The sequence below is a fragment of the Bacillus sp. PSXD-155 genome (assembly GCF_049310765.1).
Taxonomy (GTDB): domain Bacteria; phylum Bacillota; class Bacilli; order Bacillales; family Bacillaceae_G; genus Bacillus_A; species Bacillus_A cereus.
Map to the genome: position 1 here is coordinate 1 of NZ_JBMOWC010000072.1, position 18836 is coordinate 18836.

Sequence of the window (18836 nt, forward strand, 5' to 3'; positions counted from 1 at the left end):
ATGTTTGGCTGTTTGCGTTGGTCCTAAATTACATCCATATCCGAATGTAGTAACAATATAACGTTCCGTAGGATTTTCTAATTTAGGATCAGATCCGGATAAAGGACCAAAATGTCTTGTCCAATGAGTCCAATGTTCTACATTACAAAGTATATCTAATACGGTTCGCTCTGGTAAACGTTGTATAATTTCTTTTTCTAATAATTTACTACTTGTAGATACATTTCTTCGTGCTAATCGTTTTAAAATAGGTTCGCCATCTTCTGTTATAATCACTTGTCCGTTATTTGGATAATTTAAATCTACCGTATTGGCAACAGAAGTTAATTTGTGTTTTAGTTGTTTAACAAAATTAGTAGGAGATGAAGGGAAATTAAGTTCTTCGCAATACTCCTTAACTATCGGTTCGCATTCTTCCCAAGGTAATAACTGTTTCCTATAATCAGCGTATTTTTCAGAACCTTGTACACTTACGTCACCTGTCTTTAATTCGGAAGCCAAATAGGAAAATATACAAAGTTCCAGACGTTTACGATACAATAAATTAGAGTCTTTTCCAACTCGAAGAGTTTGTCTCCATTGCTCGTTTGCGAATGATAAATCAAGATTAGTAGGAAGCTGTTCTACTCTCCGATTTTCATTTAGCAACAAAAATTGTAAAGCTTTTATAAGAGAATCATCCTGAGTCGTTGAATCCAATTCTAATAATGAAATCAATCGAAATAGAGTCTTTCTGTGACTGTTATAGAACTTTTCTAATAAAGGAAGATAATTATTCCTGTTATACGCCGAAATGGCTAAGCAATCTTGTTGCAAAGAATCGATACCGCCTTTTTCTTCAAATAACTCCGTTATTTTACTTCCTATCATGTTCGTATCATCATGCGTATGAGTTGTATGTAAAACTTCACTCAATATAGAAATAAGGTTTTCACTTATAGAACGTTGCTGTTCTCGTAAAAGAGCTAATTCTTCTTTTCCTCTTTTATGTATCCTAGCAATCCTTTTTAAAAACATATCTATTAAATTATCTCTTGTTACAATTTGTGAACGATAAATAACAGACAATAACAACATATACCTTTTAGCCATATGAAAGTCTTTTATTTCCGATGCATCTAAAGCTAGTGCTTCTGATGCAAAGTGTTTAATTTTAGAATTTGGAATCTCTTTTAATAGTTCCTCGATGTTCGACATAAATGATGTAATAAAATCTAATTTATTTTGTAGCTCTTTCATATGAGAAATTGAGGGGCTTTTAGGAAGTTCTTTAAAATAATTAAAACCAGAATGCTTGGTTTCTTGCGAAGTATAAAGTAATTCTTCAAGTTTATGTTTTTCTTGTTTTGACAACCGAGTCATAACTGTGTGACACAATTGGTTGTTAACCAGTGTTCGTACACGACGAGAAAGTCTATCTAAAGTACTGAATGCTGGCAATTCATAGCGTTCTTTAATTAATTCTTCAATTGCAACATTAATTAAATCCGGAGGATGATCCATCACATGAGAAGCATGATAGATAGCCTTTGTAGCTACATGCAAAGCATCTTTTCCAAATGCATATACCTGTAAATATTGACGAATTTCTTTTTGATGTCGATACATCACTTTTGGATTGAATTTAAGTTCTATTTCATCAGATATATTAAGACATGATCGAATATGTTGAAGCACCATCGGTGGAATATCCTTAGGACGTGGAAAGTAGCCTAATCGTTGAAAAGACTTTAACATGACTAAACAAATAAAAACTGAACTCTCTCCACGTGCTACACGATGTGCAAATATATTTTCTTCATGTGTAATCGTATAAATTGCTGCAAGTTCTTTCTTAGTTAAGTTTTGTTTAAACCTGGGATATGCTGTACGTTCAACTGAAGTCAATCTCATTCCTCCTAGTTAGAATTACACCAAAGGTGGTTGCGGACTCTTTCATCTTACGATAAAGAGTCCGGCTTTGTCTATTATGGGTAGACCCTAATCATCCATCGGTCGGTTATTGAAAACACTCGCTTTCGATTGTATGATTAGGGTGTATGATAATAGGTTAGAAAATGAGGTGGATTTTTAAAAATGAAAATTGCTTATGCTAGAGTTTCAACTTTAGATCAAAATTTAAATAGACAAATACAAACATTAAAAGAATTTGGAGCGAAAAAAATATTTACGGAACAAAAATCTGGTGCATCTGTTCATAATAGAGAGGCATTTCAAGAGGCGCTACAATTTGTTCGAAGTGGAGATACATTTATGGTAGAAGCTATCGACAGACTCGGACGTAATTATGATGAAATTATTGAGACTGTTAATTATCTAAAGAGAAAGGAAGTAAAGTTAATTATTACTAGCCTACCTATTATGGCAGAAGCAATTGGAAATTCTTTGTTAGATAAATTCATCAAGGATTTAATTATTCAAATCTTGGCTATGATTGCGGAACAGGAACGAACAGAAACGAAAAGGAGACAGGCACAAGGAATTTCGATAGCCAAACAGAAAGGTGTCTATAAAGGAAGACCTACTATCTATTCTCCAACAGCAAAGGACCCTCAAAAAAGATTAGTATACAATCGAGTAGTTGAAATGTTAAATGATGGCGAAGCCATTTCTCATATTGCAAAAGAAAACGGTATAACTAGGCAAACTGTATATAGAATAAAGAACGCCATATCTAATTCAGACAGTTATATGGAGGTATAAATGAAAAGTTCGGATTCTCAATTAAAAAGCCGCGGGAAAATTACACTTGAAGATTTACAACATTATAATACTCACTCAAATCTTGAATTATTAGAAATGATTAAATCAAAAGAAGCATATAAAAGAACTATCGCTATAAAATTACTATCAGAGAAAAAGGATTTAAATGATAATTTGATTCGTTTGTTTCTTCAAACTCTTACACAAGAAAACAAACTTTATACAAAAATTGAATTATGTGACGCACTTTCAAAAGGTAATGTTCAGTCTGCTAAGATGATGGTCGAATATTTAGGGCAGATAGGCAATAATCAACATAAAGTATTACCTACTAATGGTTTCAATAAGAAAAGTTATCCTTTGCCGAGGGATATTATCGCTAGAACTCTAGCTCATATGAAAAAAGAGATTCTACCAATTTTATTGGATGTACTAAAAACAGATAATATTCTTGCAATTAGAGAAGTCATTGATGCAATAGGCTTTATGTGTTTTTACCAAAAACTACATTCAAACCATCAAATTATCGATGCACTTTTACTATGTTTAAAGGCCAATTTCAAAGATGATATTACTCGATGGAAATTGGTTAGAGCTTTTGAAAGTTTTAACGATATCAATGTTATTCACACTCTTTTGGACATCGAAAAAAATGATGATCAGCCGATTATAAGAAATGAAGCCAAAAGGTCCCTGAGAATAATAAATAGCCGAACTGGCAATTAAAAAATGACTTATCTATTGATAAGTCATTTTTATATCTCAATTATCAACAATATAATTTAACAAAGCCAAAAAAGAAAAAATCCGATTCCAAAACTAATTGGGAATAAAAGTAAGTCTATGACCTATTTTTACACGTATCTCGGCTGTACCCCTATTAGAGAAAAATGGATTAAATTATAAGATTCGTAAGTACTATTTATATTCAGATTATCAGGGAGCTGTTCAATATTACTATATAAGAACAACTGATAATACAATTATTGATTTGTGTCTCTCGGATTTTCCAGAAATCTTCGCTGTCCATGAAGGATTTAGCGATAAACAAATTAGAAAGATTTACAACTGGAACTTATAAGTTATATAAATAACAAATGTAATTATTGGAGGAATGGAAAATGAAGATTGCTGTATCGGAATGGAAAGCATTGAAAAAAGAAACAAAGTTAAAGTTATTGCGTTATGCGATGTTAGAAAGCAAGTATAAGTATGCAAAATAAAAGCTCTTCATTTGCAAAAAGCAAACAAAGAGCAGAGTCATGAGTGACCATCTGGGAAAGAAATTGGCACATTTCTTTCCCTCTTATTTTAACATATAAAAAGATGTAGAGAAAAGGGGCATGTAGAATGGAAGAAGGTTGTATTTCCTTTCAGCAAAGGGTTAAAGAGTTTCTTATTATGATTGTCTGTTTTTGGTTCATTATGTTTCTCATGTACGGTGAAAGCCTGTTACAATAGAATGGAGTCGAAAGTCTAAATACCCTTAGGTAGCTCTCATAGGTGTAAGATCTATGGGGGCTTTTTAATAAGAGATATATAAAATTTCACGTACCGTAATATTTAATAAAAAACAAACAACATAATCAATAGTCTACATTTAATTTTGTGCTTAATTAAGCCGCTTAATGGATTCAGTCTCGTCTATTTTGGATACTATCTTATGTGAAATGGCGATATTATTTTTATATTGGATAGATTTCTTGCGAAATATGTACCTAGAGTCGTATTTCAATTTAAATATGATAGTATTACACTTAGTATGAGCCTTATATTTTATTATTTTGTACTAATCATGGGGGGAAGTATATGCGTAAATTGTTCAGTGGAAAACGTGTACTAGAAAGAGAAACAAACGAAGGTTCATCGTATTTTGTGGTACCAGAAGAGAAATTTCAGAAGTATGTGGTGCTATGGGGATATTTAATCCCACACGGAGTTTTCAATCAGCCTAATAAATGGGTAAATACATATACGATAAACCCTTTGGATACATATGTTTTAGTAACAGAATTCAATCCTAAAGAGTATGAATATATGATTTATGAAGAAACAAGGGTTGCTAGACAATTGCATCAAATATTAGAACCTTATGGAATAGATATTAATAATGAATTTGAAGAATTCGTAAAGTTAGAAGAAATCCCTGAAGCAGCCATAAGCAAAGTAAAAGATTGCTTAATAGAGAAAAAGTGTATGAATGATTATCCAGAAGACTTTCCAGTAGTCGACGGCTATGAATATATAATTAAGGGCGAGAAAAAGAAACTCATTATTGAAACTGAAACTTATCATGATGATGATACACTATATGACCAAACGGGGAATTTTGATCGCAGTTATATCGTTGAAACTTATCGTAAGACAGTTACAAATGGATTTATTTATGTATTTAAAACGCATGACAATAACTGGTATCAATATTATGCAGAAGACGCAAGTAAAGACTGTTGGATCATGAAAGAAATATATGATGATGAATTAGACGATTTACCAATTTCATCTTATGAACTTATTGAAACAGAGAAACGTGAAATTCCAGAAGAAGATTTAAAGGCTAATATTAGTTGGGAAGAATTACTCGATCCGCATAGGGAATGTGATTTCTATTACTCTGATAAAATGTTTGCAATGAGTTTCTTAGCTAATGAAGGAAGATATAATGTAGTAAACGTTGACGGGGAATGGAAAAGATATAGTGAAATGGTCTTTAAAGGAGAAGAACCGTTTTCTAAATGGGATGATTTAGAATATATTGGGACGGCTAAACAAGGGGCAACTGAAGGAAGACAATTTACCCAAGAAGAAATGATGCAATTTGCAGTGTATATGAGAGAAAAGAAAGAGAATTCATTATTGCATTAATCAAAAGGGTGTACGAATTGGGATATTTCAATCCTGGATTGCTTCTTCCTGATCTAGACCAGGAAGAAGCAAAACAAGTGTTAAATTATTGATACAAGGAGAGATAGGTTTCATGCTCAAAAAATTATTAGAAATATTCCATAGCAGTAAATCGACGAGGAATAAATCAAATGAGCATCAAAAAATTATTCAGTATTCAAATAATAAATTAGATAATGCACATCTAGAATTCTTAAAATATATAAATAAAAAAGATTATACTAAAGTACCAAACTATTGGTGCGAATATATAGGGAAGATAGATGCCACAATATCTGAATTATTACATATGAAACTGTTAACAAAACCTAATGAGATTCAATTGCTTGAGACCAATACTGTAAAAACATTAAAAGAATTAGCAAAAAAGAATGGAATAAAGGGATATTCTAAATTAAAAAAATCCGAAATTATTGAAACTCTTTTACAAAACCTTTCAAAAGAGGATATTTATCAAGCACATAAAAATCTGACTATATATGTATTAACACCCAATGGTGAAAAACTCGTTAATGACTACCAGGAACAGAAAAATACAGAACGTAACCAACTCATATTTCGTATTGCCCAGTGTATCGAAGATAATAATTTGATAGCAGCAGCTAAAGCAGTTATTAAATATGAACAACAGCAAGTGTTCAATAGAGGATTAGGTATTGATTGGAATACTGTTGAACCTAATCAGTTATTGAATACAAGTAGTGAAATTTTCAACTTAGCTTTTCATGGTCTTGATAATACAGAAGAATTTAAAAAATTAATAAAAAAACATCTAATTATCGGTGAGTTACTAGGAGAGGATATTGGTAAAATTCCCAATAGATTTTTAACTGAAACTACAGAAGAAATTAAATGCTCTTCATTAGAAAGTTTCCTAAAGAATCCTCATGGTGGATATGCTAGTAGAATGAATTCGAGCAATAATGATAAGGTAGAATTATATTTACACTATGTACTGTTTAAAGCGTCAAATCAAAAAAGGTTAAACAATTTGTTATCTGTTAAAGCTGGAGATGGAATTGAAATATTAAAAACAGAGAGTCCTGAAGAGTGCTCAATTTGCGGAAACGTAAAAAATATATACTTATGGGACGAAGTTGAATATATTCCAAAACTACCCCTTCATTTTGGATGTCGGTGTTTATATATTGCTTATTTTAAGCAGAGTAACTATTAGTAGGGGTCCCGCCAACAAAACGCGAATTTCGTACGATAAGGAATTTTTTATTAAAAAAACTTAGTTTTTCTGTACGTTAAGAAGGTTCCATAAACGGTATTTAATGTTTGGTATGATACTTTATTTTTGGTAATGAGTTTTGGAACTGGTTTTAAACGTATTTCAATTAGTTTAGATAGATATAAATAAAGTTCCATAAACGAACGTTTTAGGGACTAGGTGGACTATCTGGTACTGGTTAGTCCACCTCAATAGCAATAAGGTTTCTATAACCAACTAGTGAATAAAGTCCTTTTAAACTAAAATAGGCATTTAAAAAATGTTGTGATATTCTATTAAAAACAACAATTTATTCAGTGAATAAATTTCGATCTAGAAAATGGAGGATTTAGGATGTTAATGATGGAGCACTTTATATAACGTTATACAATACTAATTAGAGGTCCGCCTTTTAGAAATGTTTATAAAAACTTATTAATATTATTTACATTTTTAGGAGGAATAAAGAATGCGTACAGAAAAAGAAATGATGGAATTAATATTAAGAGTTGCTAATGAAGATGATAGGGTAAGAGCTGTTGGAATGAATGGTTCTAGAGCAAACTCTAATGTACCAAAAGATAATTTTAGGGATTACGATATCGTTTATCTTGTATCAGATTTCCAATCATTTTTAAATAATCCTGATTGGGTAGATGTTTTTGGGAAAAGAATAATAATGCAAACACCCGAGGATATGGAGTTAATTCCACCTGAATTAGATGGAAGATTCACATACCTAATGTTATTTGAGGATGGGAATAGAATTGATTTAATGCTTATTCCTATTGAGGAAAAAAATGAGTATTGTTCTGAAGATGGATTAACAATTATTCTGTTAGATAAAGATAAAAAAATGCCTATACTAGATGAGCCAACAGATGAAGGATATTGGGTTAAAAAACCATCCGCTGTTTTTTTTGCTGATTGTTGTAATGAATTTTGGTGGATTTCGACTAATGTAGCTAAAGGGTTATGGAGAGAAGAAATACTTTACGCTTATGAACACTTAAATAGTGTAAGAGAAATGCTATTAACAATGCTTGAGTGGAAAGTTGGCATAGAAACCAATTTTTCATTGAGTGTAGGGAAAAACAGTAAGTACCTAGAGCGCTATGTTAATAAGGACATATGGGAAAGTTTATTGAAGACGTACCCTAATGGAGAGTATAAACAAGTATGGAATTCCCTTTTTGAAATGACTCGTTTATTTGAACAAGTAGCTATTGAAGTTGCTGATATTCTAGAGTATCAATATCCTTATGAAGAAGCGAATAAGGTAAAGGATTATCTTAATAAAAAATAAACAACTATACCTTTAACCCCGTCCTAAATTTAGAACGGGGTTATGGTAGTTTGAACTTGTAAAATTAAATAACTTTATTGTCATTTTACATCTAAGCGTACGAAATTCGCGTAATGTTGGTGCTACCCCTAGTAGGCCTAATCACAGGGTTGCTGCTCTAGACCGCAAAGTAGCAGATAAGTGTAGAGATGATAGAGGAACATAGGAGCAAAGCAGATATGCTCCTTATGTTGTTTCTAGGGTCCGTTTCTGAATAGCTCTGTATAAAGATCCTTGTGAAATACCAGTGCCATCTATAATTTCTTTTACAGAGTATTCTTTGCTGTCGTACATTCGTAAGGCCAAAGCTATTTTATCTTTGTCAACCTTCGGTCTTCCAAGCTTTTTCCCACGCTTCTTGCTCGCTTCCAATCCCTCTTTTACCCGTTCAGCGATGAGATTCCGTTCCAATTCGGCAATAACGCACATCATTTGAAACATAGCCTTTCCTGTTGACGTTCGTGTGTCCATATTCTCCTTCAAAGAAACAAATTGTACTCCTATATCTTCAAACTCTTGAATGATGTTTAGAATGTCAATCGTTTTACGACCTAAACGTGAAATACTCTCGACCACAACAATATCATTTGCCCGAATTACATTCATTAAAGTCTGTAAACCTTGACGATCTTTCACCGTACCAGTGAATTTCTCCTCAATTATCTTTTCGCAGCCGTATTCCTTCAGCATGCTAAGTTGTCTGTCTAAGTTCTGATCAGTAGTGGAAACGCGGGCATATCCGATAATCATAAAAGCCTCCTGTGCAATAGTATGATTTTATTGTACAAAAGGCCTGTTTTTTGTAAAGGTATTTGGTAATATTTTTGGTAATAACTTTTGGTAAACTATAAAGTTAATAAAAATAGGTGCTTACTCCATCGGAGTAGGCTGTTACAAAAAATATGGTTTTTGGTAACGCTACTTACTTATGAGACTTTTAGATTGATTGGAATTCTTTTATTCATATTTAATTTAAATGTTCCATAAGGATTTACATGGTTATAGAATAAGGGCGTTAATCCTCTAAAATCTTCAGGAGTCATTCTCTTTAGCCAATACTGGTTGTTATGATAAAGAGTCTCTTGAACCATTAAAGTATTGATGTAGACTAGGCAGTTTTGAAGTAATTGAAGTGATAATGTAGACACCTCTTGATCATCTAGAGAATTGAAACGAATTTCACTGTTTTTTCCATAAAAAATATAGCTGTTTACGGAGTTCCATTGCTCAACAGTATTTAATCCTTCATGAATTTCTCTACGCACTTCTTCAAAATGTAAATAATCACATAAGAAAATGGTTTTGATTGCTTTTCCCAATTCACACAAAGCTAGATAAGTTGGATGTTTTGTATCCCTTGTAAATCGCTTTAAAATAGCTTCCGCTGATGCTGTTCCTAATCGTAAAGCTGTTGCAAACTTAATAATTTGCTCATACTGTTGACGAATGAGCTCCCAATTAATGGGCCGACTTAAAACGGGCTGTAAGTGAGGATACTCCTCATTCGTTCTAGATTCAGGACGGTACAATTTTTGGGACCCGATATTTTTGAAACGGGGCATCAATTTAAAACCAAGTATATGACAAAAAGCAAAAGCAACGACGCTTTGTCCATGTGTGTCTACATAATTTCGGTCTATTTCCATGTTTGTACAATGTCGAAGAACACCCTCCATCATAGCTGCAACCTCAGAGGAGAGGCAGGTTTTCAACTGAGAGTAGATACATGCAGATTTCCGATCTATATGCCAATAAATCATCACCCCATGTCTTTTATAACGAGGATGCCATTCGGTAAGAAGGTTTTGATCCCAGGATCTATAATGCTTCGAATCGGAAGCACAGGCAGTAGTAGCTTCTCCCCATACCTCTCTCATGCGATAGGAAATGATATGATTGGCAACCTCAGCATTGGCTTTTCGTAAATAATCTTTATGAATAAATTTATGACGAATATATTGGAGTTCACGATAACTATCTAGATTGTTTCCAGCAGAAACAGCTTTTAAACCTGTATTGGTTCCCAATCCGAATAAGCATAGAAGAAGTCGTCGTTGAATGGTTTCTTGATCCAAAATAGACCGATCCGCTGTAGTTTTAAAGTGCTTGGTAAATCCAGTAAGAAAATCGGTTTCTTTTATTAAATCTAATAGATTGATATTGGACCAACGGTTCCTAATCTCCTGTTTAATCATAGATAAATGTGGAGGTTCAGGTTGCTTTTCTAGTGGGGTTACACGAATCCATCCCTTATTATTCCTACTGGTAATACTAACCTTATCGTTGCTTTTATCATCGAACCCTTGATTCAGTAAATGGAGCTTATCTTTCATTAATTGTGTGATGCCCGAGATAAAAGGTTCTACATCAAGTGGAGCTTTTAGCGCTTGGAAATATTCATCTTTATGCTCTTCGAAATCTTGAGGTAGATCTTCATCGGGGTTTCGATATCGTTCAGCGCCCTCAATCCAAATTTCTTTACATCGAAGTCCCGTGCGAAGGGATTGTAAAACAGCAATCTCATAATTGATTCTGTTAACCCTTTCTATCCCTTTACTATCTGTTTCAATAATAATATCCTTCCACTTAGGTTGAATGACTCCTTCAATTGGAACTTCGTCCCCAATCGAAAAAAAGCGTAGGCTGCTATCACTGTATTCCTGAATAAGTTGAAGAGCTTCAATAATGGGTTGGTGAGATGGATTATTGGATTTAAACGTAAGGTTTTTTAAGATGTCACAGAGAGATCTCCTATAGTGCCCCCGGTAGGAAGAGTGCATCTTTATATAAATTTTTTCTTTGTACTCCCGGTTATTTGCCGTCATGTCTTTAATGATGTCCCGAATGGTGGAGGGGGTTACAATAGGATATAAAGTATCTTGAATGATACCATCTGGATGGTCAACCGTTGCTTTTAATAAGTTAAGAATATGTTTATTTTTTCCTTGTACTTTTTCTAACTCTGCCACAGCTTCATTACGGGTTGAATTCTTTGCTTTATTTCCGACTTTCAGAATAATTTCATCTAACAGATCGGCTAAATAATCGATAATCTCAGCTTGACGTTGCCAAAATAAGATAGCAAGTAAGGTGTAACGAATTAGCGCTGGGTGTGCACGCAATTCTGTTACTGTCTCAGTAGCTGCACGAAGCTGATATTTCTTTATTAATTTTGGAGTCAAATGATGAAATAAACCATCCGGAATTTGAAGATGTCGAATAGCCAATAATTTCTTAACTTCCATATCCATTGTTTTGACACTTGGTTTACGGGGAGAAGAAAGTAGATGTCGAAAAGCTAAAATGTTGCCTTCTTCTTCGTCGTATTTCCCCTTATCCGAGGATTCTAATAAAGCATCTAATCGAGTGCATGTCTGAGGAGGTAATTGCTGAGAGGTTTCCTGATAAAAACGCTTTTCAAACGTATCAATGGCAGAATCAATCATTCGCTTTAAGCTTCCTGTAGAAGGTGGTTCAACCTTCCACTTACGAAAAAGACTATATGCTTGGTTTGTTAAATAGTCTGTATCATGTGTGCCCGCAACCTGTTCTTCTAACCATTGTTCCAAACGTTCATTATCCTTACCGGTAAGTTCCTGAAAACCAAAGAAGTCTCGAATTTGTTTTCTATGATAGGTGTAATTTCTTTCTTCAGATCCCCAACGATATTCGTCAAATCGATCAGGAGATAGCTTGAGTTGATTTGCAATATACTCAACAACGGTCCTTGGTATGTCGCTTCTTTTAGTCGGGAATCTAGCATCTTGTTGAAAATACTTTAATAATACGGTAAAACCAAGACGACTCGCACCAGTTTTGTTACCGATTAATTTACGCTCGACGTCAACTAAGGTAAAATGTTCAAACAGCTCGTCTTCTGTCCAACTCCTCTTCATGTCTGTCTCTCCCTATATTTGTATTATTCTTACCTATACGTTAGTTTAGGTAAAAATAAACAATAAAAAAAGCCCTATTCGGCCTATATTGTTTCTGGCATTTAATTAATGTATGTTTCGGTAGTATGTTTATTAATAGCTATGAATTATTTCTTAAAGGAAAATCGTATAATCACTAATATTTATACGGTTTTTCAAGGATATTCTTATTGAACAAACTGGCAGGATAGTTCAACAAGGATAATGGTTGTTTGTGGTAAAATTTAAAAGGACTGGTTGCTTAATTAGGGGGTGTTCAAATGGGGGAAGATAAAGAAACAGAAGAGTGATACAAAAATAAAGCCGATTATGATTACAAGAATAAGAATTCCCGTACCTTTCCAACCTAAGCTACCAACTAAATCAGCAAGACCTCCACCGTGAACGCTGCTAGAAGGATTTCCTTTTAATTCTTCTTGTCTTAATTTTTCTCTTCTTCTTTCAGGTTCTTATGCAACGAAAGGGGCAGTTTGGTTGAGTAAGGGCTCAGATGGTTTTTTCTAATTGCTGTTTCTTGTTTATTTGGTATGAGTGCATCTGTAGAAGAGTTTGATCCATTAATTGAAACAGTGGAAGAAAACAATCCTGAAGAAACTAAACGAATAGAATAAATGTTTGGCGGTACCCCTAAGTGAAAGTTAATGGATAACATTGTGATATGTAGCAAATGTGTTAGGAATTATTGGTTAGTTATAATTCTTTACTAATCGTTCTAAAAAGGGTATTATTTAATCATGGTTTGAAATTCATATGTTTATTTTAGAACGTTCATTCTATAATGGATTATGACGTTTGTTTTTGTTAGTATTGGTTCATGGATTTTTTTAAGGAGAAATAAAATGGCTAGAAGTAAAGAGTTTGACGAAAAAGCAGTATTAAGAAAAGCAATGGAGCTTTTCTGGGAACAGGGTTATGAAAAAACATCCATGCAAGATTTGGTGGATCATATGGGGATACACCGCAGGAGTATATATGACACATTTGGTGACAAGCGTTCATTGTTTTTAGCTTCCCTTAATCACTATGAAGAGCTCATCGTCAATGAGATGGAAAGCATAATTAGCAGCACTTCATCCATTAAACAGGCGATACGTGATGTTTTTATTTTCACACTGAATTCCATTGAACAATACCCAAAAGGTTGTCTATCAGTAAATGCAGCCATTGAATTATCTTTGTTGGACAAAGAAATTGGACGCATAGTTACAAAAATGTTTAACCGTACTGAAGATATGTTTAATAACCTTATAAAACGGGGCCAAACTAGTGGAGAGCTATCAAAAGAAATCGATTCTGATAACACATCTCGTTTCTTACACAACAATTTGGTAGGTATAAGAGTACTAATAAAAACTAATTATAATAAAAAAGAATTAGAAGGCATCATCACTCTAGCACTTTCAGTGTTGGACTAGCTTTCTTTTTTTACCTTTTTTAGAACGTTCATTCTAAAATTAATATGAAACAAACCATCATAATGCATACTATGCATACTTATAAAATCGTTTTTTAATTTCTAAGGAGGAACACAAAAATGACAAACTTTAAAATACCAACAGAATCAGAATTTATTGAAGCAGATGGAACTCGTTACGCATATAGAAAATTTGGTACACAAGATGGTATACCAGTAGTATTTCTTGTTCACTTTAGAGGAACGATGGAAAACTGGGATCCAAACATGCTTGAACCTATTGCAAATACACGCCCAGTAATCTTATTTGACAATAAAGGGGTTGGTGAGACCGATGGACTAACGCCTACTACAATTGCTGATATGGCAAAAGATACAGCAACATTTATAAAAGCTCTTGGATTAGAACAAGTTGACATTCTTGGTTTTTCCATTGGTGGCATGGTTGCACAAGAGCTAGCTTTACAAGAAGGAGATTTAGTAAGAAAAATTATTATGGCAGGTACTTCGCCTGAATCTGGTATTAATCCAAATCCAGAGATTTTTGAAAGAATGAATCGTCACGGCGGAACGGAAGAAGATGGAATAAATGATTTTATGTTCTTTTTCTACGAACAAACCGAAACAAGTAAATCTGCAGGAATGGCTTCACTACAAAGAATTTTTAATCAGAAAAAAGTAAACAGTTCAGAACAAGTAAAAGAGGCACAATTACAAGCCATTGCAAAATGGGCTAAACAAAAAGCTAATCATGATTATGAATGGTTACAAAACATCAAACACCCTGTACTTGTTACTAATGGTGTTAATGATGTGATGGTACCGACTAAAAACAGTTATATCTTAACAGAGAAATTACCCAAAGCACAGCTGATTATATATCCTGATTCTGGTCACGGGCATCTGTTTCAATTTCCAGAACTATTTGCAGAACACGTAAATTCATTTCTTGATTCTAATTCTTATTAAAAAGGAGTATTCATATGAGCAGATTATTTGAAAAAGTTCGTATCGGAAACATTGACTTAAAAAATCGTATAGGTATGGCTCCGATGACTAGAAGTAGAGCTTTACCAGATGGAACGCCGAGCGATTTAGTAGCAGAGTACTATGGTCAGCGTGCTTCAGTCGGTTTAATTATAAGCGAAGGAACCCAACCTTCAGATGATGGGCAAGGTTACACTAATACACCTGGTATTTATACAGAAAATCATATTAAAGGGTGGAAAAAAGTAACTTCTAAAGTTCATAGTGAAGGCGGTCATATTTTTGTTCAGCTTATGCATGTGGGACGTGTATCACACCCTGATAACACACCTCACCACCGCCAAGCAGTTGCACCGTCAGCTATTGCACCTGGTGTAGAAATTTTCACGGCAGAAGGAATGAAAGAAATTCCAACACCAAGAGAATTGAGTGAGCTTGAGATAAAAGATGTTATCAATGAGTTTCGTTTAGCAGCACGTTCAGCAATTGAAGCTGGTGCAGACGGAGTTGAAATTCACGGAGCGAATGGTTATCTGATCCAACAATTCCTTAGTGAAAACTCCAATCATCGTCAAGATGCATACGGTGGTACGATTGAGGGTCGTTCTCGATTCGCTATTGAAGTAGCTAAAGCAGTTGTTGATGAAATAGGAGCAGAAAGAACAGGCATCCGTTTTTCTCCTCAAGGAACACTGCAAGGCATTGATGAGGGGGAAAATAGCCTTGAGATGTATCGCTATTTAATAAGTGAATTAAATAAGCTTAACCTTGCATATCTGCATTTAATGCACTTTGGAAACGAGCAATTCCTAAAAGATGTGCGTCAACTTTGGGATCAATCACTTCTTGTTAACCGTCCAGGTCGTCCTCTAGATCAACTTTCGTCTGATGTAGATAATAATCTTGCAGATGTTGTCACAGTAGGCACTTGGGTACTAGCTAATCCAGACTTTGTAGAACGGATTCAATCAGGTGCTCCCCTAAACGAACCTGATAAAAACACGCTCTATGCAGGAGGAAAAGAAGGTTATACAGATTATCCTTTCTTAAAATAATTTATTTAATATGAATATCCCATCTAGGGATATTCATAATCTTTTTTCTTAGGTTCGTTATGAAAAGATACATGTGCGTTAAATAAAAATGTGGAGGATTGTAATGAAAGCTTTAGCAATTGAAAACTACGGTAAAAAACCAAATTTTTTAGACTTCCCTATGCCCAAAATAAATAATGACGAGGTCTTAGTTGAGATATATGCGGCAAGTATAAATCCTCTTGATACAAAAATTCGAAAAGGTGAATTAAAATTATTATTGAAATACAAGATGCCGTTAATTTTAGGAAACGATTTTTCTGGAAAAATTGTTGAAGTAGGTACTAGTGTCACGAAGTTTAAAGTCGGTGATGAGGTATATGGTCGACCTAGAGCAAATAAAATGGGAACTTTTACTGAATATCTCTCTGTTAACCAAGAAGATATTGCATTAAAACCTAAAAATTTAAGTTTTGAAGAAGCCGCCTCCATCCCTCTAGTCGGATTGACATCCTACCAAGCTTTACATGATATTCTGCGAATTGAAAAAGGACATAAAATATTAATACATGCAGGATCAGGAGGAGTAGGAACATTTGCTATCCAACTTGCAAAACATATGGGTGCTTTTGTCGCAACTACAGCTAGTGATGGTAGTGATTTAGTAAAATCTCTTGGCGCTGACGAAGTTGTTAATTACAAGACAGAAAAGTTCGAACATTCGATTCGTGACTACGACGCAGTTCTTGATACCATTGGGGGGGCGACGTTAGAGAGATCATTTGTAACATTAAAAAAAGGAGGAAAGATTGTTTCTATATCTGGAATCCCGAATGGTCGCTTTGCTAAAGAAAACGGATTTAGCTCATTTAAAAAAATCTTATTTTCAATTGCAAGTTATAAACTTACGAAGCTAGAAAAAAAACATAATGTCCAATATACGTTTCTTTTTATGAAGCATAGTGGAGAGCAGTTGAAAATTTTAACAGAAATGTTAGAGTCAGAAGTGATTAAGCCTACACTTGATAAAGTTTTTATTTTCGAAGATGCCCAAAAAGCATTGGAGTATGCAGAGGCGGGAAGAGCAAAAGGAAAAATAATACTTAAATTAAAATAATTAGTCTTATCTAACAAACCTTTTCTTAGGTAGAAAGTGTTTGTTTTTTTAACTTATCGAGGTTGCTTATAGAACTAACAGGTGCTTTAACACAATTAGGAATAAAATTTAAGAGCCTAAAATATGCAAGTTTTTATGCACCACTTGCGTATTTTGACTCTTTTACATTCATAAAATATACTTCCATTTATAATATTTTTTAATTGCCAAATACACCTATATTTCACGTATTAAAATCTACTTTGCGGTCTAGAGCAGCAACCCTGTGATTACGCCTAGTAGGGGTACCGCCAGCATTTCGGAAAAAAACCACGCTAAGCAAAAACATATAATAAGCTGTCCATCTGGACAGCTTATTTACATAATTTTCGTTATTGGAAGTTACTTTTTAAGTATTAATAGATGGTTAAGTTCAGTTTCGTGATAACTCTACACGCTTAAAGTGTTCAACTGTTGGAAATGGGTCATAAAAGTGATGCAATAATGCTTTCCACTCTTGATATTGTTCAGATTGACGAAATCCTATCGTGTGGTCTTCTAAAGTTTCCCATTGCACAAGGAGCAAATATTTTCCTTTCTGCTCCATACAGCGTTGTAATTCATGATTTATGTATCCTTGCATGGAAGAGATGATTGAGGATGCTTGCTTAAATACCGATTCATATTCTGTTTCCATACCGTCTTTTACTTGCAATATGACTGCTTCTAAAATCATTTTGAAGTCCTCCTCCCTTTCCTAATTGTACCATGTGGAGGGAACGCTGGATGAAGAGTTTTGATGTATAACATATACACGTCAAGTTAACATAATGTATAATTATCGGTAGCAAGGATAAAGGGGGAACCCTACTCTCACAAGGGAACCTCCTTCTTTCGTTCTATGGACCTATGCATTTTTTTATACATTCCTATTATGGCGCGGTTTTAGGTTTCTCGTTAGTTACTGGATTAGCCAAAAAACTGTATATAATCTTGCATACTCTTAGCGTGGTTTTTTTCCGAAATGCTGGCGGTACCCCTAGTAGAAATAAAAAAATCTATTGTTATCTCCTGTTGCAGAATCCTTAAGCTATTAAGGATTCCTTTTTTTATCTAAAATCCAAAAATAAAAAGATAAGATCCGGGAACACGATCTTATCTTCAGCACAAGGAGTAAACAAAAGGATAACCATCATATTTTTATTATAATTTATTTTTTGTTAATTTTGAATATTATATCCTTAATTAACAAGTATATCTATATTGAGAAATTTATTACAAAATTAGTTATAAAATGATTCAAAACTCCAATGTAAACTTTTATCAAAAAGTTTACTTTCATTTCCGCTTAAACATTGACTTTCATCTAATTTCATTGATATTATAAAAATAGACAAAAAAGTATACATTCAAATCATTGAAAATAAAGGGATTGAAAAACAGATGGATAAAAAGCAACATTTAATCGATGTACAACCAATTCGAAGCAAAGAACAGCTCGAAGATATGAAATGGTCTCTTAAACGTCATTGTTCAGATCGTGATTACATTTTATTTCTAATTGGTATTAATACGGGGTTACGTGTAAGTGATCTACTTAAAATGGAAACGAGTGAAATTTTAAAACTGAAGCGAAAAAAACGAAAAGAATTTAAAGTAAAAGAAGGAAAGACAAAAAAGGAGCGTATCATAAATATTACGTCCATTTTTGAGGAAGTACTTCCATACGCTGAAAGTCTAAAAAGTCCCTGGTTATTTCCTTCTCGAAAAGGGGATAAACCCATTAGTAAAATTCAAGCCTATAGACAGTTACAAAAAGCCGGAGATTTTGCCGGAGTAGAATCCTTAGGTACTCATACTATGCGTAAAACATTTGGATATTGGTTTTACAAGCAAACAAAAGATATTGCTATGTTACAAGAAATATTAAATCATAGCACACCACAAATTACACTAAGATACATTGGAATTAATAAAGAAGAAAAAGATAATGTATTAGATACATTCCGAATCTAATTTTAGCTACCATTATCAAAAAAAGAACTTGTATTGACTTCTACAAGTTCTTTTTTTATTTCCGATTGAGTATGGACTTAAGTTTCCCATCATTTAATTAAATTACTTTATACCATTTATTACTTCTGAAAGCTCTGTTAAAAGAACAGTTTTTGGTGTTATTTTCTTTGAGTGTATATATTCATT

At 33.6% G+C, this 18836-nt stretch carries 15 protein-coding genes and 1 pseudogene; 11 read left to right on the forward strand and 5 right to left on the reverse strand.

The window, feature by feature from the left end; genetic code table 11:
• On the reverse strand, positions 1-1887 hold a 1887-nt coding region (locus ACO6VI_RS30520), incomplete at its 3' end, for a DUF4158 domain-containing protein (protein ID WP_422424832.1).
• A 189-nt stretch (positions 1888-2076) separates the two neighbouring features.
• On the opposite strand from ACO6VI_RS30520, the gene ACO6VI_RS30525 reads away from it, so the two are divergent.
• The 6 genes from ACO6VI_RS30525 to ACO6VI_RS30550 all read left to right on the forward strand — a co-directional run bounded on the left by ACO6VI_RS30525 (position 2077) and on the right by ACO6VI_RS30550 (position 8129).
• Positions 2077-2703 carry a recombinase family protein gene (locus ACO6VI_RS30525; protein WP_098386518.1) on the forward strand — a complete coding sequence of 209 codons (627 nt, stop codon included), beginning with the start codon at positions 2077-2079 and terminating at the stop codon, positions 2701-2703.
• Positions 2704-3429: a HEAT repeat domain-containing protein gene (locus tag ACO6VI_RS30530; protein ID WP_098214526.1), complete on the forward strand. Its 726-nt coding sequence runs from the start codon at positions 2704-2706 to the stop codon at positions 3427-3429.
• A 124-nt stretch (positions 3430-3553) separates the two neighbouring features.
• Complete coding sequence (locus tag ACO6VI_RS30535) at positions 3554-3784, forward strand: hypothetical protein (protein WP_422424954.1); 231 nt, start codon at positions 3554-3556, stop codon at positions 3782-3784.
• A 728-nt stretch (positions 3785-4512) separates the two neighbouring features.
• Entirely contained in the window at positions 4513-5568 is a 1056-nt protein-coding gene (locus ACO6VI_RS30540; RefSeq protein ID WP_422424947.1) for a hypothetical protein, read from the forward strand.
• A gap of 112 nt (positions 5569-5680) precedes the next feature.
• Complete coding sequence (locus ACO6VI_RS30545; protein WP_422424949.1) at positions 5681-6784, forward strand: Rho termination factor N-terminal domain-containing protein; 1104 nt, start codon at positions 5681-5683, stop codon at positions 6782-6784.
• Between the two features lie 508 nt (positions 6785-7292).
• Positions 7293-8129 (forward strand): aminoglycoside 6-adenylyltransferase, encoded by an 837-nt coding sequence (locus ACO6VI_RS30550; RefSeq protein WP_422424951.1) that lies wholly within the window; start codon positions 7293-7295, stop codon positions 8127-8129.
• 225 nt (positions 8130-8354) lie between these two features.
• On the opposite strand, the gene ACO6VI_RS30555 is transcribed toward ACO6VI_RS30550, so the two are convergent.
• The 3 genes and pseudogenes from ACO6VI_RS30555 to ACO6VI_RS30565 form a co-directional block, all read right to left on the reverse strand.
• On the reverse strand, positions 8355-8918 hold the full coding sequence (locus tag ACO6VI_RS30555; RefSeq protein WP_377881865.1) for a recombinase family protein: 564 nt from the start codon (positions 8916-8918) through the stop codon (positions 8355-8357).
• 176 nt (positions 8919-9094) lie between these two features.
• Complete coding sequence (locus tag ACO6VI_RS30560; RefSeq protein ID WP_422424952.1) at positions 9095-12064, reverse strand: Tn3 family transposase; 2970 nt, start codon at positions 12062-12064, stop codon at positions 9095-9097.
• Positions 12065-12348: 284 nt separating this feature from the next.
• Positions 12349-12549: pseudogene (locus ACO6VI_RS30565) on the reverse strand (DUF6366 family protein); the annotation flags it as partial.
• Between the two features lie 393 nt (positions 12550-12942).
• On the opposite strand from ACO6VI_RS30565, the gene ACO6VI_RS30570 reads away from it, so the two are divergent.
• From ACO6VI_RS30570 to ACO6VI_RS30585, 4 genes are all read left to right on the forward strand, one after another.
• Positions 12943-13518, forward strand: coding sequence for a TetR/AcrR family transcriptional regulator (locus tag ACO6VI_RS30570; RefSeq protein ID WP_028401894.1), 576 nt, complete (start codon positions 12943-12945; stop codon positions 13516-13518).
• Positions 13519-13637: 119 nt separating this feature from the next.
• On the forward strand, positions 13638-14486 hold the full coding sequence (locus tag ACO6VI_RS30575; protein ID WP_377881867.1) for an alpha/beta fold hydrolase: 849 nt from the start codon (positions 13638-13640) through the stop codon (positions 14484-14486).
• A gap of 14 nt (positions 14487-14500) precedes the next feature.
• Positions 14501-15559 (forward strand): alkene reductase, encoded by a 1059-nt coding sequence (locus tag ACO6VI_RS30580; RefSeq protein ID WP_028401896.1) that lies wholly within the window; start codon positions 14501-14503, stop codon positions 15557-15559.
• A 103-nt stretch (positions 15560-15662) separates the two neighbouring features.
• The gene (locus ACO6VI_RS30585; RefSeq protein ID WP_377881868.1) at positions 15663-16655 is read left to right on the forward strand and encodes an NADP-dependent oxidoreductase; all 993 of its coding nucleotides are present in this window, start codon (positions 15663-15665) and stop codon (positions 16653-16655) included.
• Positions 16656-17067: 412 nt separating this feature from the next.
• Here the strand turns inward: ACO6VI_RS30585 and ACO6VI_RS30590 are convergent, their stop codons facing one another.
• The gene (locus tag ACO6VI_RS30590) at positions 17068-17370 is read right to left on the reverse strand and encodes an antibiotic biosynthesis monooxygenase family protein (protein ID WP_097982030.1); all 303 of its coding nucleotides are present in this window, start codon (positions 17368-17370) and stop codon (positions 17068-17070) included.
• A gap of 707 nt (positions 17371-18077) precedes the next feature.
• Here ACO6VI_RS30590 and ACO6VI_RS30595 point away from each other — a divergent pair.
• On the forward strand, positions 18078-18650 hold the full coding sequence (locus ACO6VI_RS30595; protein ID WP_069356851.1) for a tyrosine-type recombinase/integrase: 573 nt from the start codon (positions 18078-18080) through the stop codon (positions 18648-18650).
• Positions 18651-18836: the final 186 nt, after the last annotated feature.